The organism is Desulfomicrobium apsheronum (assembly GCF_900114115.1).
GTDB classification, from domain to species: Bacteria; Desulfobacterota; Desulfovibrionia; order Desulfovibrionales; family Desulfomicrobiaceae; genus Desulfomicrobium; species Desulfomicrobium apsheronum.
Map to the genome: position 1 here is coordinate 109050 of NZ_FORX01000008.1, position 22537 is coordinate 131586.

Below are 22537 nucleotides of genomic sequence, written 5' to 3' on the forward strand. Positions count from 1 at the left end.
CCAAATCGGATTGAATCGAAATTGATTAAAGAATCTTGGCTCTGAGGGCCAGGATTCTTTAATATACACGCAGCTGCGCAGTGTCGTTTCAGAAAAGCAGTTCGTCCAAATTTACCCCGCGCTTCCTGAGCTGATAAAGCACCTGCTCCTGCTCAGCCTGCAATTCATGACTCGCACCCCACCTTGCCAGGCCCTTCAACCGGTCACCGCGCAACGAGTCCACCCTGATTGATCTGGCACCCTGCCATGCAGGCAGATCGGACTTCAGGAGTTCCAATGTTTCCTGATTAGGAAAGAACTCCCCGTCACGCCCCGATACGGCGGACAGCCTGTCAAATATAGCCAACCCATCAGGATCGAAGTCCCCGAAGTGAACCCAGCAGCATGAGGCCGGAGCCGATTTGAGCCAGGCGGCCACCCCTCTGGAGGCGTACCCCCCCGTGTAGATGAGAATTCCGACAGGAAGGGAGAGTTCCAGAAAGGGAGAGAGGTTTTCGCAGGTCATTATGAAATGAAGACGCGAGAGGTCATACTGCTCGGGGCGAGCATGAGAGGACATCAGGACGGCCTGACCATGGTATTTCGTGACTTCGGAAAGATCCGGGCCTCCTGCTGTGTGCGGGAGCGGAGAAAAGGCCTTGAGCCGCAACTCTCCCCGGCTGGGCTTAAGGGCGAGCCAGTCCTCGTAGATTCGGGACAGGATGGAGACGGAGCCGATGTGCTTGGAATCCCCGAAGAGTTCGGCGCTGAGTTGCTGCCGCCAGACCATGCCCACGGACTGATCGGTCTTTTCCAGGGCCATGAGCAGGCGCAGGCAGTCTGGCGCCCGATCGGCGATCCGAACTCTCAGTCCCATGGCCGCCGCCAAGGTTTCGGCTGAGTCCAGCTTGGCGATGACGTCCGCGAACTCGGGCGTAGCCAGCAGGCGCCGCAATTCTTGCTCATCGACCAGCACGGCGGTGTTCTTCTCGCGCCGCACGATCCCCGCCCGCTCGAGCATGGCGAACTCGGCGTTCCAGCCCGCCCTGCCCCGCTCCAGCAGACCGCGCCAAGCCAGGCACCGGGCAGTGAGGTCCATCACGCAATCTCCCCGGCAGGTCCGGCATCATCGTCTACTGCGGCAACCGTTTCCGCCGCCTGCGGGACATAAACGCCCACATGGGTCACGCCCTGTGGCAGCGCTGTGAGGATATGGGTCAGCGAGTCAGAGATATTGAGCATTCTGGGCAAGGCCAGCACCATCTGACACTCCACCCTGTCCAGCAGGTCACGCACGGTGTTCATGGCCCGCTCGTCAAGACGCTCAGCCTCGTCCAGGGCCATGAGCAGGATGCCGCTGCCGCGATGCTGGCCGGAGTCCGAGCCTTCGTAGAAAAGCAGGCTCAGGCAGATGGCCAGGTTGATGCCCAGGCCCTCACCGCTGGAAAAACCGCTGCGGCGCTCGCGGCCTTCGTCGTCCTCGATGGCCCAACGCAGACGGACATAGGTGCGGTAATCCGTGATCTGGTCGTCTTCGAGCTGCGCGCCCTTGGCGTGGCGGGCGATGATCTCCCGGATCTGATCCAGGAATTCACGCAAGCCCACCGCCGTTCCGGATGAAAACAGTGATAGCTGGCCGGTGCTCCGCAAATGCTTGAGGCCTTCGTAGGCGGGCTCATGCACTTTCTCCAAGTACACCTTGCGCACCTTGCCAAATCCCAAGTTGGAGAGGATGTCGTTAATCCTTTGCAGCTTGCGGGTCAGGGCGCGGATATCGGCGTCCACATTGTTGCGGATCGCTTCCACGTACCCGCGCAGCTTGCCTTCGATCTTCGCCAGTTCGTCGCGCAGGGCCTTGAGCTTATCTTCCTCGCGATCAAGCTCCACATCGGGAGGCAACAGCATGGTCAGCACATCGCCCACCAGCTGATCGGGTTCCCTGTCCCGGGGCATGGCCAGCTCCTGGCCGTATTCCCGGCAGACCAACTCCAGTTGTCCAGACAGGGCCACCCTGGCTTCGGCCCAGGCGTGCCGGGCCTTGTCCCGCCTGGCCTCGGTCCAGTCTCCGTGGAGGGCGGCAGGATCTTCGGCTGGATAATACCGGCCCCACTGGGCTGTGGCCTGCTCCATTTCCAGGACCGCATGGCGAAGCTTGCCGGACATGTCGTTCAGGGTAGTAGACCGGTTCTGCACATCGGCCCGCAGCTTTCCCAACTGTTCAGCTCCGGCGCGAATTTTCCCCTTGATGGAAGCCAGCTCCTTGGTCAGCTCCGCCACCCGCCGCGCCATGAGTTCGGCCTGGGTAAAATCGACGCGGCCCTCCAGGACATCGAGAGGCTCGTCTTTTTCCAGGCTTTCGCGCTGGGCTTGGGCTTTGGTTCTTGAATTCTCGGACTCCCGCCGCTCCCGCTCAAGTTCGGACTGCCGTTTCTGAAATTCTTCCTGACTGGTCCGCAGCCGCGCCAAGCCCTCTTCCAGGGCTTTCACGTCCCGCTCAAGTCCCGCGATCCTGGCGCGCACAGCATCGAGCTGCGCCGGGCTTTCCGCCAGTTCAAAGACCTGGATGCGGTTCTTGAGCTTCTCGACGCAGTCATGGCAGGCCTTGGTCCGGGCCTGGCCTTCGGACACTACGCGGACCCGCTTGGCCAGTGCCTCCTCAAGCACCACGCTCTCCCGGTCGCACAGGGCGTCCCAGGCACCGAGCACCGCGGCCAGGCGCTCTTCCAGGGCCCGCTGAGAAGCCATGTCGGTCTTGAGGCGTGCCATGGCGGCATCGCATTCATCCAGTTCCCGGGCCAGGGCGATGAGCTGCTCCGCCCGCGCGCGGCTGGACAGCCAGACCGGGCCCTGCGGCTCGTACCAGGCCAGAGCGCCCCGCCCGCCGACAGCGGCAGTACGACTCGCCCAGTCCTCTTCCCCGGCATCGGAGGTGACCACGAAGACCCTGTCCGACCCTTCCAGCCTGTCCAGAAGCTTGGCGCCCTCTCTGGGGCGGATGGCCAGAGCGAAGGGACCAAGGCGCGTCTGCCACGCCGCGGCCTCCTGGACGTCAAGCTGATCAAAATCCATGGCCACGGGATCGGCCAAGCCCAGATCGACCATGCGCTGCGCCTCGGGTGGCAGGGGCGGACGGCCCTGAGCCAGGGTATCGCGTAACTGCTGAATGCGGCCGCGCTCGGCCACAAGCTTCACTTCCTTGAGGCTCAGGCGGATGATCTCATCCTTGATGGCGCGCAGCCTGGTCTCAACGTCCTCGCGTTTGGGAGGATCGGTTACGGCGTTCGCTCCCACCAGACCAGTCCAAAGCAGCAAGGCCTCTTCATGGCGCTTCGTGCGGCGGCGCAGCTCTGTCAGCTGCTCCTTCCACGTGGGCAGAAGACGCAGTTCCTGAAAAGGCCCTTCCCACTCGTTCCAGGCCTCGATGACATCGACGGCCGAGCCGATCTTGCGGCCCAAAATCTCCGCAGCCTTGGTCAGGTCGGCCTCGAAGCTCCGCCACGCCTTCGCATCCTTGGCCAGCTGTGTCTCCTGTCCGGCCATCTTCTCCCGTTCAACCAAAAGTTCTGTCCGCTTGGTATTCCCGGAAGTGATCTCCTCCGACACTACGCGGTATTTCTCGGTAATGCTTGTCTGCTCGGAAAGAATGGCCTGAAGACGCTTGTCCGCCGCGGCCAGTTCCTTGCCGGCGGCCACGTATTCCTTGTGCCGACGCAATTGAGCATCCAGCGACGATTGCTTTTTCTGCAGCAGATCGCGTTGGGTGGAAACCTCGGATTCCTTTTTCTCCAGACTGGTCAAGGCGGTCTGCTGCGCGGTAAGCTCCTGCTGGGCCTTTTCCTGTTCCGCCCGGAGCCTGCCCTCCTGCTGCCGCAGGGCTTGGACACGCCCCGAGGAAACCACAAGATCGGCGGCCAGGCTCTCGCGCCGCGCGCTGTCCAGAGCAACGCGCAGCTCCTCAAGTTTGAGCCGCGTCTCCCGGAACCGAACCAGCCGTTTGAGGCGTTCCTCCACGCCACGACGGTCGTGCATCAGCTTTTCCACATCGCTGAAATTCATCTTCCTGGCGGGCGGCGGGCAGAGCATGTCCTGCAGAAAAGCCTGCAGGTCCGTCAGACGCGGCTGTGTGATCTGCCGCCACAGCCCGGCAAAACTCTTCTTCTTGCCAGGCCGCATGAGCGGGATGGGCAGGATGCCCTGCTCGTGCAGAAATGCGTGGTAATCATCCACGCGCTCGAAGGGCAGGTAGTCGGCGGTGGGGTCGGCCTGCAGAATCCTGCGCGACAGGACCTGAAAATCCGGAGTGATAACGCTGGTCTCAAGGTCGAAGAACAGGCGTTCCTGAAGCGGGACGCGCCGCAGCACAAAAGGCGAGAGGTCAAGCTGCTCGCCACTGGGGCGCACAGCCAGACGCACGCCCATGGCCGTGACCTCTTCGTGCCCGGTGATGCCGATGGCCGCCCAGGCCACGCGCTGGCGCAGCTGGCCGATAATGGAGCGGTCATTCTGACCCGAGGCCACGTTCATGGAAATGTACTGTTGGTGGCAGAGCATCACGGTCTGGATGGCGTCCAGGAGCGTGGTCTTGCCCACGCCGTTATTACCGGACAGGACCGTCAAACGGCCGTGCAGGGGGATCAGACTGCAGGGGAAGAGTTGGTAACCGACCAGCAGCAACTCCCGGGCCCAAATCGGATCAGGGCTGAAAAAGGGCAGGTTCATTCGTCCTCCGCCACGTCATCACTGTCATCGATTTCCGGTTCGGTCTCGAACCCGGCCCACAGGGTTTTGACCACGCCAAGCAGGTCGGTCGCCTCGCTGCCTTGATGCAGGAGGGCGTTGCGGCTCACTTCCAGAAAACGCTGCAGGCCCGGCAGGCGGTAGACCAGAAGATCCCGCCACTCCGCCCGCACCGATGGACGGAGCTCTACGAATCGGTAACGGGCCAGCTCGTTCAGAAAAGTGCGGATGGCGTCGATCATCCTGTCGCGGTTCTGCTCCGTCTCGGCCCGCTGTCGGCCTCGCCCGCGCACGGGCAGGAAGACCGGGACCAGCATGTTGAAATCGAAGTTCGAGAGAATCCGCCCCGCCAGGTCGGCGGCGGGCACAGACTCCTGGCCGTCCACGCCTTCGGTCACGAAGTGCCAGGCCAGAAAGATGCCCAGGAAGGTCGCCCCGCGGCTGAGGCGTTCGGCCTTGACCATCCCCGAATCGGGTTTGAGGTAGAAGAAGCTCTCCCCGCCCAGGTCGCTGCGGCACAGCCTGTATCCCAGGAAGGCAAAGAAATCCTCCCAGTCCGACTGGTTGCGGTCCAGAAAGCGGAACTCTGGCCCCATGAAGGGATCGATATGCTCGCCGCGCTGCAGGCTGTGGATGATGCGCCGGGACAGGGCCGGGGAGGCGAACAGAACATTGCCGTCGCCCTCGTAGGGCATGTTGTTTTGAATTGGGGCGTCAGACATGGGGTGTGTCCAGGATGACGGGTTGCATGAGAGTGGGTCCGAGAGCTTCCCACTGGGCGTCGGCAGTACGGACCAGGATGGAGGGCGTCCAGGCCGGCATGTCATTCAGGAGGTACCACAGGGCCAGGATTTCGGCATCAAGATCGGCCGCGTTCGGAGCCAGGAGGCTTCGAATCCACGCGGCAAGGGGCCTGGGCGAGAAAGGGGTGGCACTCCATTGCCTGCGCGCCTCGTCAAGAAACTCGCCGCGCCACGGCGCCTGGATGTTCCTGACCGGCTCCGGCACGAAGGCGGACAAGGCCGCCAGCGCCGCAGGGTCAAGGGTGACAGGACTTTGGCTCTGAGAAGCGCTGAGTTCCAGGCTGATGGCGCACGGACGGTTCTGAGCAACCACGGGCATGCTTAAGGGTTCGCGCAGGGCCAGGCGCAGCAGGTCGAGCTGCAGCCGCCCCAGGGCGTCGCGTCGGGACAGGGAGCCGACAAAGGACTGGTAGGAAACGCATTGCCGCACGAACCGGATGAGATTTGCGAGCATGCGCTCGATGCGGTGACGCATCCCCTCCAGAAAATCCAGCGCCCGCCCAATGGCGGTGCGCAGCTCGGGCTGGGAAAAACGGTCATGACATTCCGAGAGCGCAGCCATGAGCGGCATGTAGGCAGAGCCGTCCTGGACCGCGTCAAGCAGCTCGTCCAGATACTCGCGCCCCTTACGCACCGCGGCCAGGGCCTCCTCGAAGGCCTGCTGATCCTGCCCGCTGCCAAGGCGCTTGGCTGTCTGCTCCTGATCGAGGAGCCCTTCTTCTATGGACAGAAGCTTGTACTCGATCTTCTCCCGGATGGTGCCATGGAAGAAATGGGTCAGCCACTTGGAAAGCTCCGCAGGATCGCCTTGCGCCATCTCCTGTCGCAGGGAAGCATGGGCCTGATTCAAGAGGGTGCACAGATCCTCACTGCCAAAGTCCGCATCCTCCAGCAGATCCCGGGCAAGACTTCGCCCAAGCCGCGTCAGGCAGTACTCCTGCGCCCGTGAATCCGCGACCGACGTGCGCACCATCCTGAAGCGCACCAGCCGGTCAATGACCTGCGCCGGCTGGGAAACATCATCCTCCATGCCAAGCTGAACCGCGGCATGGGAAAGCTGCTGACGCAGCTCACGGTCGGAAATTCTCGCCGCCTCCGTGGCCATCTCTCGAAAATACAGCCAGCCGACGAAAAGCAGGTCCTGCTTGGAAAGCTCGAGGCCGCGCGGAAAGCGGTTGGCTAGGCTACTCAGTTTAAAGATGATGTCCTGCTGCTGCATGCCGACAGGAGATATACGGATTGCCGCTCATGGTCCAGAACGTCTCATACAGATGGATGCCATATTACAAAAATTAAGATTTCTTTATTATCACCGCACAAAAGAATATAAATTACAACAACTAATCCAATGTAATAGTTTTAAGAAAAAATAGTAATATATTTTTTACAAAACATCAGCTCATTGTCTCAACGGTAAAAACTTGCATATATTTTACAAAATAACTATAATTATAACGAACATTTATAATAAAATTTATATATACAGGAGTCTTTTTCAAATACATCCACTACTGAAGAGTTTTAATACTAATTGATAAAAATTAGCAGATTATTTTTCACAGAATAACATATACTTATGGCAATGTAGGCGGAATTAAAGTGCGGACAGGAGCAAGATTTGCTTATTGCGAGAGAAATGTGTCTCACTTTGAAAGATCGCATACCAGCTGGAATGAAGCCTATCTAGCGCCCAGCACGTTATCCATAAGGGAAACGCGGTAAACGAACTCAAACGCCAATCAGTGGTTATTAGATCTATTTATTATTTACATTATCGATATTTGTATGTTACTTTTTTCCATCAAAACACAAAAATAGCGTAAGCAAAATTTGTGCTAAAAGCTAACAATCAAATTCCCATAGATTATCAGGAGAAAACATGGAAGATTATCTCAAACAAGCAATCGAAATCGTAAAAGCCCAAGCATCTGTCCGCAATATGAGCGAAGAAGAGATCACATCCATGATCAAAACCTTGGCTGGCAGCATTCGTGGAGTCGCTGAAGGTGTTGCGCCAGTTGTCGAAACCGAACCAGCTGTCGACCCCAAAAATGCCATCAGAGAGAAAAGCGTCATCTGCTGCGAGTGCGGAAAGTCATTTAAAGTCTTGACAAAGCGTCACCTTATAATCCACGGGCTCACTCCCGAACAGTACAAGGAAAAATACGGCTACAAGAAAGGTACTCCTTTGGTGGCAAAATATCTGGCCCGTGATCGTCGGAAGACCATGCAGGACATGAAGTTGTGGGAGAAGCGCAAAAAGACCACTAAATCCGAATAAATTAACACGAGGATGGATGGCGTCCTATCTCTCAGGATGCCTATTGCTTGTTCATAACGCAATTTATTTGCCGGAAGGCAGCACCTTCGTGAGTGAACCAAATTGCACGAGGTTCGAGTCTACTAAAATCAAGACCACCTGAACATTTCAGCCCGCGTGTCGACAGTGAAGTCCTAAACAAACGAAAAGCCCCGGAGCTTGTGACTCAGGGGCTTTTCGTTTGTTGACGTGTTCATCGGCTAGGTTATGCCGAGTAGATACCAATAGGGCTCGAAACTTCGTTCGACCAACTGAACAAGCTGCTGGACGACTGGACCGTAGTCCGCGTCCTTCCCCGCCTTCTCCAGATTCTGGTAATACACGAGCCAATCCTCAACCGGGATGATGGCAGTCGGAAATCCTGCCCGCATGAGTTCCAGATTCATGACGAGCCTGGAAGTCCTGCCGGTGCCGTCCCGAAAGGGATGAATGCTTATCAAGCCTGGACTTCAGAACGCCCAGGTGAGCGAAGGAGTCATGATGCATGGCATGTCCTTTTTATTTTTCGAATTTGGTAAACGCGCAGAAGTGTTTTTTCATCAAGCGACCAAGTTTAGGCCCTAGATACCACCTACATTCGGAAAGCCCAAGATTTCATCCCCTAAAGCTTTAGCCAACCACTTTTTCCCGCCTCGTCCAAGTGCAAACCAACCAAACGTCACAACCCGCAAAAAATACGCAATCTTACCGTATTATTATTCCTCCGCATCCTTCTTGAATTGAAGTAAACATCTCCTGAAGATTAAATGATACGCTCGCAAGTTCACAACCGCGATGGCAATAGCCGAATTTCCTGGAGGTTAGTTTCATGTATTTACCCAGTTCCTTGTTCGTAAAAGCAGTCTTGACCATCTTTCTGCTTCTCGGGTTCACTACGCTGGCCATGGCCACCCAGGGCACCTTGGCCATCACCACCCAAGGCACCTCGGACATGACCACCCAGGGCAACCTCTCGCCCTCGGAGTCCGCCCTCGCCGCCCAGGCTGCAGCCGAAAAAAAGGCTACGGAAATCGGCAAGCAGGCGCTGCAAGCCGCCGAAGAAGCCAAAAAAGCCAAGGAGAACAATGCCATTGAAATAGTTGCCGCATACGAAGCCATCGCGGCGGCCTTCTCCAAAGCCCAACAAGGTTACGAACAGGCCGCCATGCTCTATGGCAAGGCGGCCCTCGCATATGCGTCAGGAAATGCCGATGCAGCCGGACTCGATGTACTCTTGGCGCAGTCTGCCGAAAGTGGATCCGCCAAGATTTTTGGACAGGCTTATAGTAGCTTAATTCTCTGCCAATCAGGGTATTACACCAAGGCCATAGCTGCGGCGAAAGAAGCCGACAGCATGCCAAGCCCTGTCCAGGCAAATGTTGTCGAAGGTGGCGAAGGGGAAGTCGGGGCGGGTCTTGAAGAACAGGAAGGCTCCTCGGTCATGGCTGGCGGCTCCACCATCACGTCTCCCGTCATGCAGGCATCCCCCTCGGCATTCTCGGGTTCAGGCGGGCGTACGACGGCCAGTGGCTTCTGATTCGCCTTTTCGACACGACACGCCAATCTTTCAGACGGGACGACAGGGTCCGCAAAAGGCGCCAGGCAACAGGACGCGCGCCGACGGCGTCCCGTATTCTTTCATATGACACGATACGTTTGGAGAGGACATGGATTCCAAAGGACAATTTCTGATTATTATCGCAATACTCCTGCTGCCGCTGAACGCCTTCGCCGAGGGGAACATCCGCATCGGACGGATTCAGATCCACCCGGGTCTGGGCTATGAACTGACCCATGACTCCAACATCTTCAAGGAAAGCGAGCGAGAACGGGCAGATTTCATTCATACGCTGCGACCCGGGGTCCTCGCAAAGTATCAAGGCGATGGCGACAACTTCCTCATGGCCAGCTACGACCTCGGCGCGATCCGTTACGCCGAATACACGGATAACGATTATATCGAACACAACGGAATGATCTCTGGGCTATACCGAACTCCGGTGGGTTTCTACGGTCGCTTCGACAACATATTCTCCCATACGGCCGACCCCTTGGGCAGTAGCAACAGCTATCGCGAGAATGACCCCAAGGTCCGGCGTTGGTTCAACGAGGGCGTCCTAGGCTTGGGCTACGAACGCAACCGCCTGCGAGTCGAGGCCAACTATGGCAATCACTACGAGCGGTATCTCGAAAACGAGGATAGCTGGCAGAACCGCAACGACCATCAATATGGTCTGCTCGGGTACTACCGCATACTTCCTCGGACATCGCTTCTGGCACAATATCGTCTGACCGATATCAACTACACCAACCAGAACAACGGCGACAATACACGAGGCATCGACGGCGACACATCCCAGGACGCCCTGTTCCACCAGTTCTTCATCGGTCTCAATTTTGATCCGACGGGCAAGGTGAATGGGGAATTAAAGTTAGGCATCGGACACAAGGACTATGTCAACGACAAGGATTGGAACGATGAGGAATATGAAGATGTGACCACTTGGTTGGCCGAGACGGATTTGGATTGGGCCATGAGCGCCAAGACCAAGTTCAACGTGAAATTCTCGCGTTCCCTCAAGGACTCTACCGAATCCTATGCCACCCGCTTCACCACCACAGCCTTCGGCCTGGGAGTCCGCCACACGTTCTTCGAACAGTTCACTGCATACGCTAGCTCCGGTTATTCCCTGGATGAATACGACAATACTTCATCCACGCTGGACTCACGGCATGACAAAACGTTCACGGCTGCTACAGGCATCGAGTATCAGTTCAAGAACTGGATCAAAGACTGGCTGACAATTGGCCTAGGCTACAACTTCGAAAACCGCGTGTCGAACTTCGATGACGAAGAATTCAAGGATCACCGCACAACTCTGAATTTTCTCGCCGCTTTCTAACAGCCATTTTCAAGGAATCTTACAGCATATGAGCCATCTGATAAAAAGCATATCCAGTTGCGTCCTTTTGGCGACGCTTTGCGCCTGCGTCGGGGGACTAACCCCCTCATACGCCCCGCAACATACCGAACTCGAAATCGTCAAGGAAATCAGGGAAAAACAGAAAGGCGACTCCTCTCTAGACCCGGACATTCAGGTAAATCTGGAATCCTCATCCCACATTTCCGTACAAGATTATCTCAAGAGCTTCGGGCAGACGTCTGCCGGCAACCGGGAATACACCGTCGGCGGAAACGATGTGCTGAGCATCATGGTCTACGAGGAGAAGGATCTCTCCCGCGATTCCGTGACCGTGGCCACGGACGGCAGCATCACGTTCCCCTTGCTTGGCCGGGTCCAAGTAGGAGGAATGACCCCGGCCCAAATTGAGGAGCGCATCGCTTACGCCCTCACGTCACAAGGCTACCTCGTCAGCCCCCACGTCTCCGTGAGCGTCAAGGAATTCAGGAGCAAGAATGTTGTCGTGCTCGGAGCCGTCAAAAATCCGGGCCGGTATAATCTTCAGTCCCAGGAAACGCTCCTCGACATCCTGTCAAGGGCCGGAGGAGTCGATTTCTCAAGTGGCGGGAGCAGGACCACAATCATGCGTAACGAGCCTGTAAATAATAGTCAGACGCAACGTCTGGCCATCACCCTGAACATCAAGCGTCTCTTCAGTGGCGAAGACCAGTTCGGCAATCTGCTGTTGCAAAACGAGGACGTGATCTTCATTCCCATGGCCGAAAAGGTCTACATCATGGGCGAGGTCATGAAACCGGGCGAATACGTCATCGAGGACCGCGACGCCACGGTCATTGAATCCATCGGCATGGCTGGAGGCTTCACTCGCATCGCCGCCCCCAACCGCACGACCATCATCCGCATGGAAAACGGCCGGGAGCGCATCCTCACCGTCCCGGTGGACGACATCACGCAAAAAGGGCTGAGAAGTAGTGACATCACCCTGCGCGACAAGGACATCGTCATCGTCCCCGAAAGCTATTTCTAACCATCCGCATCAGGATCAAAGCATGACCAACAACTTCGACTCCATCGCAGAGGAAGTTCACCTCCGCGACTACATACGTATTCTGGCAAAGCGCAAATGGCTTGTCATCACGGCCTTTGTGCTCATCGTGGCCAGCACGGCCCTCTTCACCTTCACCATGGACCCCGTCTACGAGGCCACGGCCAAGATCGTCATCGAAAAGGAAAACCCTAACGTCGTCTCCATCGAAGAGGTCTTCGCCCTCGACGCTGCGGATTCGGACTATTCACAGACCCAGTTCGAGATCCTGCAAAGCAGGACCGTTGCCCGCAAGGTCATCGAACGGCTTGACCTGGGCAACACTGAAGAATTCAATCCCGCCCCCAAGGACGATGCCATTTCAACCGTGAAGCAGGCTCTCCGCGAAGCCATAGACTCGGTCAAGATCGCTGTCAGAAGCATCCTGACCCCAAAGGACAAACTCGAACAGGCTCTGGCCGAGGAGTCCGATTCAAGATTGGTGGATAATTTCCTCTCTCGCCTGACCATAGATCCGGTGCGTAATTCGCGGGTGGTGAACGTCCGCTTCAAGGCCAAAGACCCTGTCCTCGCGGCGCGTATCGCCGACACTGTCACTCAGGTCTTCATCGAACTTGGCTTGGAGACCAAGCTGATGGCCGTACAAGACGCTGTCTCCTGGCTGTCCAACCGTATTCAGGAGGAAAGGGCTAAGGTCGAAGAGGCCCAGATGCGCTTTCAGAAGTATAAAGAAGAAAACTCCATCATTACCAACTTCAGTTCAGGCACCGAGCAAGTCACTCAACAGAAGCTGGCTGAACTCAACAGCAAGGCCATAGAAGCCGAGGCCGCCCGCGTCGAGGCCGAAACGCGTTACAACCAGACCAAGGGTATCTCCTCCAACAGCCTCGACTCCGTGGCCGAGATTCTGGCCAGTCCGGTCATCCAGTCCATCAAGGCTTCTGAGATGTCGGTGCAGAACAGCCTGGCGGAAATGTCCAAAAAGTATGGTGCCAACCATCCCCAAATTATTGCAATCAAGGCTGAGTTGAACGAGCTCAGCAAGCGCAAATCCGCTGAAGTACAAAAAATCGTCCAGTCCCTGAAAAACAACTTCGAACTGGCTCTGGCAAAGGAAAAATCCTTGAAAGAAGCCTTGCGCAGCCAGGAACAGGGAGCCCTTTCACTCTCTAAAAAATCGATTCAGTACGGAGTGCTGCAACGCGAAGCAGAGAGCGCAAAGGAGGTCTACGATCTGCTGGTCAAGCGTTTCAAAGAGACAACGCTGACCGAGAACATGAAGACCGTCAACGTGCGCGTTGTCGACAAGGCTGAGACGCCGACTCAACCGATCAAACCCAGGAAAGCCATGAACATGCTTCTGGCTCTGGTCCTCGGGATTACTGCCGGCACTGGTCTGGCTTTCTTTGCTGAGTATCTCGACAACACACTGAAAACACCCGAGGATGTAGCTCGCTTCCTGCATATGCCCTACCTAGGCATGATCCCCTCCATCATTGATATTGATAACAATTCGATGGCGGAGGTGTTCGTGCACAACGACCCAAAATCCGTAGCCAGTGAGTCCGTCCGCGGTCTGCGCAGCAACCTGCTCTTCTCCAAGGCCGACCAAATGCCTCAGGTCGTTTTGCTGACAAGCGCAACTCCCAAGGAGGGCAAGACTCTCGTAGCCGTCAATCTAGGTGCGGCGATGGCCCAAGCCGGCTGTAAAACCCTGCTCATCGGTGCAGACATGCGTCGACCCAGGGCACATAAGATCCTTGAACTTGAAAACGGAGCAGGGCTTTCCAACATCCTTTCCAGCGTCAGTAGTGTCGATGAGGTCATCAAACCGACGGGCATTCCGAACCTGGATATCATTACTGCAGGGCCCGTTCCACCCAACCCTTCGGAATTGCTTGGCTCCAAACGCATGCCGGAGCTCATTGCCTCGCTCCGCGAACGCTATGAACACATCATCATCGACACCCCGCCAGCCACTGCCGTAACCGACGCAGCCGTTCTGGCCCAGCACGCCGATGGCGTGGTGCTCATCTCCAAGGCCTTTGTAACGCCCAAGGAACTTGTCCGCTCCGCCATCGAGGCTCTCCAAAAAATAAACGCCAAAATATTCGGAGTAGTCCTCAACAGCGTCAACATGAGCAAAGAGGGGGCATACTATTACCAGTATGCGTATTATTACTACTACGGAGAAAAAGGGAATAAGAAACGGCGAGGATAATCATGATCGATTTGCATTGCCATATTCTTCCAAAACTCGACGACGGACCGGACATTGTCACCGAGAGTGTGGACATGTGCAAACAGGCCATTGCAGACGGGACAACCGACATCGTCGCTACACCGCATTTCTTCGACGGTCACCATGACGTGAATCTGGAAGTACGCGATATATACCTAAAAAAAATCAATTTATTTCTTCATCAAAGCGGGCTTCCACTCAGATTACACGCTGGAGCGGAAGTCCGCCTCGTTCCAAAACTTGGCAAACTTCTCCGAAATCCGCATAGACTGTGCATCAATCAATCACGCTATATGCTCATTGAATTGCCATCAGTGATTCCACAAACACTCGAACAGGAACTTTACGACCTTCAGTTGATTGGCTGCGTGCCGATACTCGCTCATCCCGAACGCTACGAATATATCCAGCGCAATCCGGACTTTCTCCTGCATCTCGCCTCTTCGGGAGTTCTTGGCCAAATAACGGCGCAGAGCCTGCTCGGGGGATTCGGTGAAAAATGCCGACGCTGCGCGGAACTGCTTGTACACAACCGGACGGCCCATTTCGTGGCCAGCGATGCGCATTCGTCTTCTGCACGCCCCCCGCTTCTGGCTGCGGCGCGGGCTCGTATCGAGCACATCGCCGGACACATTGAGGCTCGGGCGATGTTCGAGGAAAGACCAAGAGCGGTTCTGAGGAACCGGCCCGTCAGTATCCAATCCCCACTTCCAAGCACGCCACGAACCATATCAGATCTGGTCGAACGTCTGGCAACCTTGTTATGAGAAGATCGGTTGGTCCGCTCCCCCCCCCCCCTCTGACTTCACTGACCCTTTGGAGCCTGCTGGCACTCTTGTGCCTGACGCAATGGGCCTTCGGCGGCATACATCCATGGGCTTATGCCAGAACCGCCGCGATATTTGGATTTATGGTCTGCACACTCTCGCCTTTCGTGCTCATGAAGACCTACCGCCCTGGCCCGCAGCCCATGCGGCTGCATCTACCGCCCTTATGCATGCATGCTGCACTTTTTGCGGTCCTGGCAGTGCTGCAGACCGTAATGTTGCCTACAGGTGTGGTAGAGATTTTCAGCCCCTTGCGACCAGCCTTCTTCGTCCCCCCACTCTCAGCCCCCGACGCCATGCCTTTGTCCCTGGCCCCCCACTCCGGCCGGGTCGATATGCTCAAATGGGCACCCATGGCTATGGCGTATCTGCTTGGGGTCTACGCAATCCGGACAGGTCGTCAGGCCGGTGCGGTCTTCTGGACCGTACTCGGACTTGGCCTCTTTCAGGCCGCCTACGGAATACTGCAGAGCTTCGGAGGTACGGAACAGGTCTGGAACTGGGCCAAGACCGGACAGCACGGCTTCGTGACCGGGACATACATCAGCCGTAATGAACTGGCTTTCTTTCTCGAACTGGCCACCCTTATGGCACTGGGCGCCGCCATGGGCGAGCAGGCCAGGTCGCCAAGGCCGAGCGGCTGGCGAGGTCTTTTGAGCGAAGCGTTCTGGAGACCGATCCTGCCCGGATTCATGGGAGTCATCCTGGCAGTGACCTTGCTGCTGACGGGTTCACGGGGCGGTATTCTCAGTTGCGGGATCGGACTCTTGTGCATGGCCCTGCTCTTTGCGTCGAAACGCACCATGCGACCCGCCTGCTGGAAAATCCTGGGGGCGGCCCTTGTCATCGCCGTATACGGTCTGGGTGTCGGCCTGGAAAAAACTGCCGAACGCTTCGGCCATGACGGGGACCTGACACACCGCCTGGACATTGCTGCATCCGTTGTGCCCATGATCGCAGACTTTCCATTGACGGGCGTGGGGATGGGTGCATTCAACACCGCTTACGGCCCCTACGCACTGCCTCAATACGGTGGCGACCTGGACGTCGTACATGCTCACAACGACTGGATCGAAGTCGCCGCCGAGGCGGGGTTGCCCGGTCTCGCCCTGTGCGTCAGCGGCTTCGTGCTTTTCATGACCCGATGCGTCGTGGCCTGGAAAAAGCGCAACGATCCACTCGTATTGGGGACCTGCGCCGGGCTTATGAGCGGCCTGGCCGCCCTCGCCTTGCACAGCTTCTTCGACTTCGGCATGCGCGTCCCTGCCAACGCACTGGCCGTGGGCATTCTTTGCGCACTGCTCTGGAACCTCCTGCACATGCGCTCGTACAACCGGGGGAGGCGTGTTTTTCTACCTGACAGAGAGATCACGAATCAGCTGCGCCATGTGTTGGCCATCGGCGCTGTTGCGGCCCTGACCACGGCGGCCCTGTTCGTCGGAATGGCTCGGACGCATCTTGCGGCAGAGAACCTTTGCCCTACGGAACGCACGATTTTTCCCGAACCCCTGCCTCCACTTGATGACATCCGACACGCCTTGCGACTTCAGCCCGACAACCCGGCCCTGGTAGCGGCCGTAGCCGCCAAATCCATGGAGCTTTTCCTTCAGGCAAAGGTCCTGCCAGCTCCCAGCATCCTTCTTGCCGAAGAATATTTCAGGGCGGCACTGCATAAGGATCCTGCTAACGGCCTCACGTGGCGCCAGTACGCCCAAACCTTAAGCCTCGGCCTAGAGTATTCTCTTGGAGGCGGTGCCTGGGAACTTAAAGCCGTCCAGGCCTACGAACGCGCCCTGAGCCTGCGGCCCCATGATCCCAGAACGGCTTTGGCGGCGGCGCAGCATCATCTCTGGGGTTACGCAATGGATCTAGGCGGTTCCAGAGAGCGAGGCATGCAGCTTTTGTCGAAGACGCTCCAGCTCAACTCGTGGAGGTGGAAACAAGTCCTTGATCTAGCCCTGGAGCATGTCAACGACCGGGACGCTCTCTTAGCCATCCTGCCTTATGAAGACCGGGTACGTGCCATGGAGTATCTGGACAAAAAACTCCAGAGAGGTTGAGCAACATCGCTCTCGGACTCCGAAGAATCTTTTGCGGGAAACGAAACGCCGGTGAGCCGATGCCCTTCCGGCGAGCACGAACGAAACTGCTTTCAGAACCTGAACACGCGAACAGCGACCGCCCGTAATGCCAACAATTATGCCTGGCGCGCAAGCCGTCGTGGACAATCTGTCCATCAACATCAATGGAGAACATGCATGTGCGGAATCATCGGATACACAGGGAACAATCCAGCCATACCGGCCATCGTCGAAGGCCTGAGGCGCCTTGAGTATCGGGGCTACGACTCGGCTGGAGTAGCTTTCGAGAAGACGCAAGGGCTACAGGTCATACGCGCAGAGGGTAAGCTCGGCGCACTGGATCAGAAAATCGCGGGCCTGGACACGGCCTCCTCGTTCTGTGGCATAGGCCACACCCGCTGGGCCACCCACGGCCTGCCCGTAGAGCGCAACGCCCACCCCCACATGGATGGAGAGGGCCGCTTCGCACTGGTTCACAACGGCATCATAGAAAACTACGCGGAACTTAAAGCGGAGCTCATCGCCGAAGGGCACGTCTTTCTGTCCGAAACGGACACCGAGGTGCTGGTGCACGTCATCGCCAAAGGCGTGAGCCTGAGCGGCGATATTCGCAAGGGTATCTCCTGGGCTCTGTCACAGGTTGACGGGGCTTATGCATTTGCACTGCTTTCACGTGACCATCCCAAGAAAATCTGGGCCAGCCGCAAGGCCAGCCCCTTGCTCATGGGCGTCGGCTCTGAAGAGAATTTCCTGGCTTCCGACATCCCGGCCTTCCTGCCCTACACGCGCGAAGTGGTTTTTCTCGACAACGGAGACCTGGTGGAGATGGACGCCTCTTCCTGGCAAGTCTTCGACTCCATAACGCTAAAACCAAAAGCCAAGGAGGTCAGGCACATCTCCTGGGACGTGCAGGCCGCCCAAAAAGACGGATACAAGCATTTCATGCTCAAGGAAATCTTCGAGCAGCCAAAAGTCATTCGCGACTGTCTGGCAGGCCGCATCCAGAAGGGGCGGGTGGTGCTTACCGAACTCGACGCGCTGGACATCCCGGGGCGCTTGACCATCGTGGCCTGCGGCACGTCGTACCACGCCGGTCTATGGGCAAAGTACCTGCTCGAATCCTGGGCGCGGATCCCCGTGCAAGTCGAGATCGCTTCGGAGTTCCGCTACCGCGACAGCGTGTTCCTCCCCGACGACCTGATCCTGACCATCAGCCAGTCGGGCGAAACAGCCGATACCCTGGCCGCGGTCCGCATCGCCCATGAGGCCGGCGTGCCAATCCTCGGTTTGTGCAATGTGGTCGGTTCATCAATCGCCCGCGAATCGGACCAAGTCGTTTACACCCAGGCCGGGCCCGAAATCAGTGTGGCCTCCACCAAGGCCATGTGCAGCCAGATGGTCCTGCTACTGCTCATGACCCTGTCCTGGGGCGCTCGCAAAGGGACCCTGCCCGAAGAAGTTAAGGAACGCTGCCTGGAGGAATTGGCCGAGATGCCGACGACTCTGGAGCGTGACCTGCCTGTCATTCGCGGCAAGGCCCGCAGCTTGTGCCAGGAGTATTCGGACGCTAAGAGCTTCTTCTTTCTTGGGCGTGGTCAGAATTTTCCCTTGGCCCTGGAAGGGGCCCTCAAGCTTAAAGAAATATCTTACATCCATGCCGAAGGGTATGCCAGTGGCGAGATGAAGCACGGTCCAATCGCCCTCATCGACCCACAATTCCCAACTTTTGCCATGGCGCTTGGCGATGAACTGCTGCAAAAGGTGGCTTCGAACCTGCAAGAAGTGCAGGCCAGAGGCGGACGTATCATTGCCTTGGTCAATCCCGGCGCCGCGCCCGCCGTAGATGAGTCCTGGGTTCTTCCCGATGTATGGGGACCGCTGAAGAGTTTTCTGGTGCTTCCTGCGGTACAGCTTTTCGCCTATGAAATGGCCGTCTACCTGGGCAAAGACGTAGATCAACCAAGGAATCTGGCCAAAAGTGTGACCGTGGAATAGTCCCGTAAGGGTGCCAGGCGCACAACTCCGACAGGCATCTTTTTAACTCAGCCTTCTCATCGGCAAACTTGCTATCCGCAGCAAGTAAGGCTAGGGAATATCTGGTAAATTCATTGATTCAATTTTATTTTATAATCATTTTTTAAATATATTAAATAAGCTATGCAAAATAATTTAAATGATTTCTTACTATCAGAAGAAGATAGTCTCTTTTTCAATGCTTTTGAATACGCACCTATAGGCATGGCTCTTGTTGCACCAAATGGAAAATGGATCAAAGTTAACAGATCGTTATGCGAAATGCTTGGTTATTTGGAAAAAGAACTTTTAAATAAAACCTTTCAAGATATCACCCATCCAGACGACCTTGATGAAGACTTAGTCTATGTCAACAGAATGCTTGCTGGAGTCATTGACAGCTACCAAATGGAAAAACGTTACTTTCACAAAGAAGGAAATGTTATTAGCATCCTTCTCAGCGTTTCTTTAGTGGCCAACAAGGATGGATCTCCACGTTTTTTCATTTCACAGATACAAGATATTACACGCAGAAAACAAATTGAATCAGAATTATTGCAAATATCACGCGAAGACGCACTCACAGGTGTCGCAAACAGACGTTATTTTTTTGAACATGTATCCAGAGAAATGATCAGAGGCAAGCGTTTCAACGAACCACAGACTCTGGCTCTTCTTGATGTAGATCATTTCAAAAGTATCAACGATACCCATGGACACGAAACAGGGGATATTGTTCTCAAAGAAATGGCAAGAGAGTGCAAAAAAATATTACGGGAAGTTGACATATTCGGAAGAATCGGAGGGGAAGAATTCGGAATACTGTTTCTAAATGCAGATGAAAAAATATCAAGAAATCTTGCCGAAAGGCTGCGCCGTCATATAGAAAAAATTAAAATTACAAACAAAAACAATAAAATATGTTTTACCGTGAGCATTGGAATGGTATCTTTCCGTTGTGGGACAAAGTCAATCGATGAAAGGCTAAATATCGCAGACCAAGCACTTTATAAAGCAAAAGAGTCTGGAAGAAATTGTATCGAAATTATTTCAGAGAACTCAAATTGCTTAAGCGAAGATTCATATTCACTACAATCTCAACTTGTTCGTTTGATTTGGAAAGATGAATATGAATCTGGAAATCTACTCATAGACAGTCAGCACAGACATCTTTTTACATGTGCGAATGAATTACTTAATGCAATAATCACAGGTCAAAGCGACAAAAATGTTATTCATTCCGCAAAAAAACTTTTAAATCACACAGTTCAACATTTTATTGATGAGGAAAGAATATTGTGTGAGACTAAATTTCCAGACTTTCAAAATCATTGCAATATTCATAGAGAACTTGAAAAAAAGATGAGCAAAACCATTGCGCATTTCAAAAAAGAAAAAGTTCATGTTGGCGAGTTATTTTCATTTCTCGTCACAGATATTATTCTGGAGCACATGGTGTTGGAAGATCAGAAATTCTTCTCCTATCTTGATTAAGCAGCCTGGAATTTCAAAAAATGACGTTCTACTCCCCTTAACAGAATTTTGAAGTCCGCAAAGGACTTACATGCGTCACATCCTGACAAACACGTTTTTTGATACGCAGCGACTCTGGCCACTCAGAGGCTGATACGGTTGCGTCCTTTTTCCTTGGCCCGATAAAGAGCCTGATCCACGCGTTTGAGGAAATCGTCTGGGCTTTCTCCTCTTATGTGACCGGCCACGCCGATGCTCACGGTCACCGGACTTCCGCTGCCCAGGACATCTGCCTCGCGCATGACAGCACAAATACGCAGCGCAACACGCTGCGCGTCCTCTGCGGTCGTATTGGGCAAAAAAATCAGAAATTCTTCACCTCCGCTCCGAGCAGCCAAGTCCTCGCTACGGCAGATGCGAAGAAGTGTAGCTGCGCAGGCCTTGAGCACTTCATCTCCGGCATTGTGACCAAATGTGTCATTAACCTTCTTGAAATGATCCAAATCAGCCATGAGCAGGCTCAAAGGCTCACCCTGTTGATCAGCCGCAAATACGGCCTCTTGAAACCGCTCCATGAAATAGCCCCGATTGGCCAAACCGGTCAGAAAGTCTGTCCTGCTAATCTTCTCAAGACGCTCCCTGGCCTCGGCCAGTTCACGATTTCTACGAGCCAGATCTCGTCCGATGTTGACCAGATCATTAGTCAGAGAGGACATGGCCTGCATGACCATGCCATCTCCCCCGCCGATGCGCTCGGCCAGCACAGTCCACTCTTCGCCTTCCAGTCGACTGATCACCTTGTAAAGATCCTCCCCTCCACGAAGTTTGAGTATCTGCGGAAGCGGACTGGTACCCGATTGAGGCGACGCAAACACCGCCTCGGTTCCATCGGGATAGCGAAAAATTTCCTCCAGTTTCATCCCCAACGGCCGATCGCTCTTGCGCAGCAGGCGCATAAGGGCCAAGTTGCATCCTACAATACGCCGGTCCAAATCGGCCCTCGCCATGATCACATTTTCCGCATGCTCCAAAAATATTGTCAGGGCGTTGCCCCACGAATCATGATAGTCGAGATTCACTTGCCCTCCTGCTTATGAGTGCTCTGGCCACATTCATGGCGGATTTACAATCCGTGGCCATGGCGTCGGCCTTCAGGACATGAAATATATCTGGATCGTGCAGCAGTGCCTGGCCGCCAACAAGAACTCTCATCCCATCCAGATCCGGCTGACTGCGGACACCATCGATAACCGTTTTGACCGCACTAATGTTGAAAATCATGGCAACAGATATACAAAGTAGGTCCGGCTTCACCGAACGGACAAAATCCAAGAGATCACTGCACGGCGTGTTTGCACCTAAATATTGCACATCCCATCCATCGCTTTCCAGACACGAAGCGAGCATCCAGGCGCCTATCTCATGAAACTCGTTGGCTGCTGCACTCACGACCGCAGTTCCACGTGTTGGTGCAGAACTGAAACCTGAAGTGGATATTGAAGCCAATATGCGGGAGACGATGGCTGAGGCGAGATGCTCCTGAGCAACACTGATAAGTCCGTTCTCCCATCGCGCCCCAACGGCTTGCATCGCGGGTTGCAGCACGTGAACAAAAAAATCGACCATCCGTTCCGCAGTATCGACTCTGCTTTGGGCTATTTCTAGACAAACCGAGACATCACCGATCAGCAGTGCGTCACGAAATCGTTCGTAATCTAGTTGCCAAACAGTAGATCCAGCATCAGGCTCAATGGCGGGACGTAACGAAAGCTGCACCGTCTCTTCATGGCGGGTGAGCATCCACTCATAAATGGTCAGAATGTCGCTGGCGCTCTGATCCATAAACTCACGGATGACATCAATCCAAACAGTCATGACCGCAGAGAAATAAGCATGGGAAAAACCCCGACTGTGATAAGCTCGATAAACCCATGGCAGAGTCTTGCTCAAAAGACCGTATATCCCAAATTGGAAGACACTGGCCATGAAAGCCGCATGGTGACGATGGTTTTCGTACATGACCTCCATGGAATTGGAACCAATAAGGTCAGTCAAATCCTCCCGTCCACTCATGCGTGCGTTGACGGACTCTACAAGCACATACGACAGGCGTG

The 22537-nt window shown here is 55.3% G+C and carries 16 protein-coding genes; 9 read left to right on the plus strand and 7 right to left on the minus strand.

Going from position 1 to position 22537, the window contains the following annotated elements; genetic code table 11:
* Nucleotides 1-88: 88 nt before the first annotated feature.
* The 4 genes from BMZ40_RS09770 to BMZ40_RS09785 are packed head-to-tail and all read right to left on the minus strand — an operon-like array spanning nucleotide 89 to nucleotide 6738.
* The gene (locus BMZ40_RS09770; RefSeq protein ID WP_092374756.1) at nucleotides 89-1078 is read right to left on the minus strand and encodes a Wadjet anti-phage system protein JetD domain-containing protein; all 990 of its coding nucleotides are present in this window, start codon (nucleotides 1076-1078) and stop codon (nucleotides 89-91) included.
* On the minus strand, nucleotides 1078-4698 hold the full coding sequence (locus BMZ40_RS09775; protein ID WP_092374759.1) for an ATP-binding protein: 3621 nt from the start codon (nucleotides 4696-4698) through the stop codon (nucleotides 1078-1080). Before BMZ40_RS09775 ends, BMZ40_RS09770 begins: the two co-directional genes overlap by 1 nt.
* Complete coding sequence (locus BMZ40_RS09780; RefSeq protein WP_092374762.1) at nucleotides 4695-5438, minus strand: condensin complex protein MksE; 744 nt, start codon at nucleotides 5436-5438, stop codon at nucleotides 4695-4697. The genes BMZ40_RS09775 and BMZ40_RS09780 overlap by 4 nt, the downstream gene beginning before the upstream one ends.
* Nucleotides 5431-6738 (minus strand): hypothetical protein, encoded by a 1308-nt coding sequence (locus tag BMZ40_RS09785; RefSeq protein ID WP_092374765.1) that lies wholly within the window; start codon nucleotides 6736-6738, stop codon nucleotides 5431-5433. The genes BMZ40_RS09780 and BMZ40_RS09785 overlap by 8 nt, the downstream gene beginning before the upstream one ends.
* Nucleotides 6739-7398: 660 nt before the next feature.
* Between BMZ40_RS09785 and BMZ40_RS09790 the strand changes: the two genes are divergently transcribed.
* Complete coding sequence (locus BMZ40_RS09790; RefSeq protein WP_092374768.1) at nucleotides 7399-7800, plus strand: Ros/MucR family transcriptional regulator; 402 nt, start codon at nucleotides 7399-7401, stop codon at nucleotides 7798-7800.
* 239 nt (nucleotides 7801-8039) lie between these two features.
* On the opposite strand, the gene BMZ40_RS09795 is transcribed toward BMZ40_RS09790, so the two are convergent.
* Entirely contained in the window at nucleotides 8040-8279 is a 240-nt protein-coding gene (locus BMZ40_RS09795; RefSeq protein WP_245751076.1) for a Fic family protein, read from the minus strand.
* A 368-nt stretch (nucleotides 8280-8647) separates the two neighbouring features.
* Here BMZ40_RS09795 and BMZ40_RS09800 point away from each other — a divergent pair, with 368 nt between their 5' ends.
* The 8 genes from BMZ40_RS09800 to BMZ40_RS09835 all read left to right on the plus strand — a co-directional run bounded on the left by BMZ40_RS09800 (nucleotide 8648) and on the right by BMZ40_RS09835 (nucleotide 20444).
* Nucleotides 8648-9355, plus strand: a complete 708-nt coding sequence (locus BMZ40_RS09800) for a hypothetical protein (protein WP_092374771.1) — start codon at nucleotides 8648-8650, stop codon at nucleotides 9353-9355.
* A gap of 130 nt (nucleotides 9356-9485) precedes the next feature.
* Complete coding sequence (locus BMZ40_RS09805) at nucleotides 9486-10721, plus strand: outer membrane beta-barrel protein (RefSeq protein WP_092374774.1); 1236 nt, start codon at nucleotides 9486-9488, stop codon at nucleotides 10719-10721.
* A gap of 28 nt (nucleotides 10722-10749) precedes the next feature.
* Nucleotides 10750-11769: a polysaccharide biosynthesis/export family protein gene (locus tag BMZ40_RS09810; RefSeq protein ID WP_092374777.1), complete on the plus strand. Its 1020-nt coding sequence runs from the start codon at nucleotides 10750-10752 to the stop codon at nucleotides 11767-11769.
* 22 nt (nucleotides 11770-11791) lie between these two features.
* Entirely contained in the window at nucleotides 11792-14008 is a 2217-nt protein-coding gene (locus BMZ40_RS09815; RefSeq protein ID WP_092374780.1) for a GumC family protein, read from the plus strand.
* 2 nt (nucleotides 14009-14010) lie between these two features.
* Nucleotides 14011-14796 carry a tyrosine-protein phosphatase gene (locus tag BMZ40_RS09820; RefSeq protein ID WP_092374783.1) on the plus strand — a complete coding sequence of 262 codons (786 nt, stop codon included), beginning with the start codon at nucleotides 14011-14013 and terminating at the stop codon, nucleotides 14794-14796.
* Nucleotides 14797-14939: 143 nt separating this feature from the next.
* Complete coding sequence (locus BMZ40_RS09825; RefSeq protein WP_177193097.1) at nucleotides 14940-16916, plus strand: O-antigen ligase family protein; 1977 nt, start codon at nucleotides 14940-14942, stop codon at nucleotides 16914-16916.
* Nucleotides 16917-17114: 198 nt separating this feature from the next.
* Nucleotides 17115-18932, plus strand: coding sequence for a glutamine--fructose-6-phosphate transaminase (isomerizing) (glmS, locus tag BMZ40_RS09830; protein ID WP_092374789.1), 1818 nt, complete (start codon nucleotides 17115-17117; stop codon nucleotides 18930-18932).
* A gap of 162 nt (nucleotides 18933-19094) precedes the next feature.
* Nucleotides 19095-20444 carry a diguanylate cyclase gene (locus tag BMZ40_RS09835; protein ID WP_092374792.1) on the plus strand — a complete coding sequence of 450 codons (1350 nt, stop codon included), beginning with the start codon at nucleotides 19095-19097 and terminating at the stop codon, nucleotides 20442-20444.
* A gap of 122 nt (nucleotides 20445-20566) precedes the next feature.
* Here BMZ40_RS09835 and BMZ40_RS09840 read toward each other — a convergent pair whose 3' ends face one another.
* Complete coding sequence (locus BMZ40_RS09840; protein ID WP_092374795.1) at nucleotides 20567-21502, minus strand: GGDEF domain-containing protein; 936 nt, start codon at nucleotides 21500-21502, stop codon at nucleotides 20567-20569.
* A complete protein-coding gene (locus tag BMZ40_RS09845) occupies nucleotides 21483-22442 on the minus strand; it encodes a cobalamin B12-binding domain-containing protein (RefSeq protein WP_177193098.1) in 960 nt (319 codons plus the stop codon). Before BMZ40_RS09845 ends, BMZ40_RS09840 begins: the two co-directional genes overlap by 20 nt.
* Nucleotides 22443-22537: the final 95 nt, after the last annotated feature.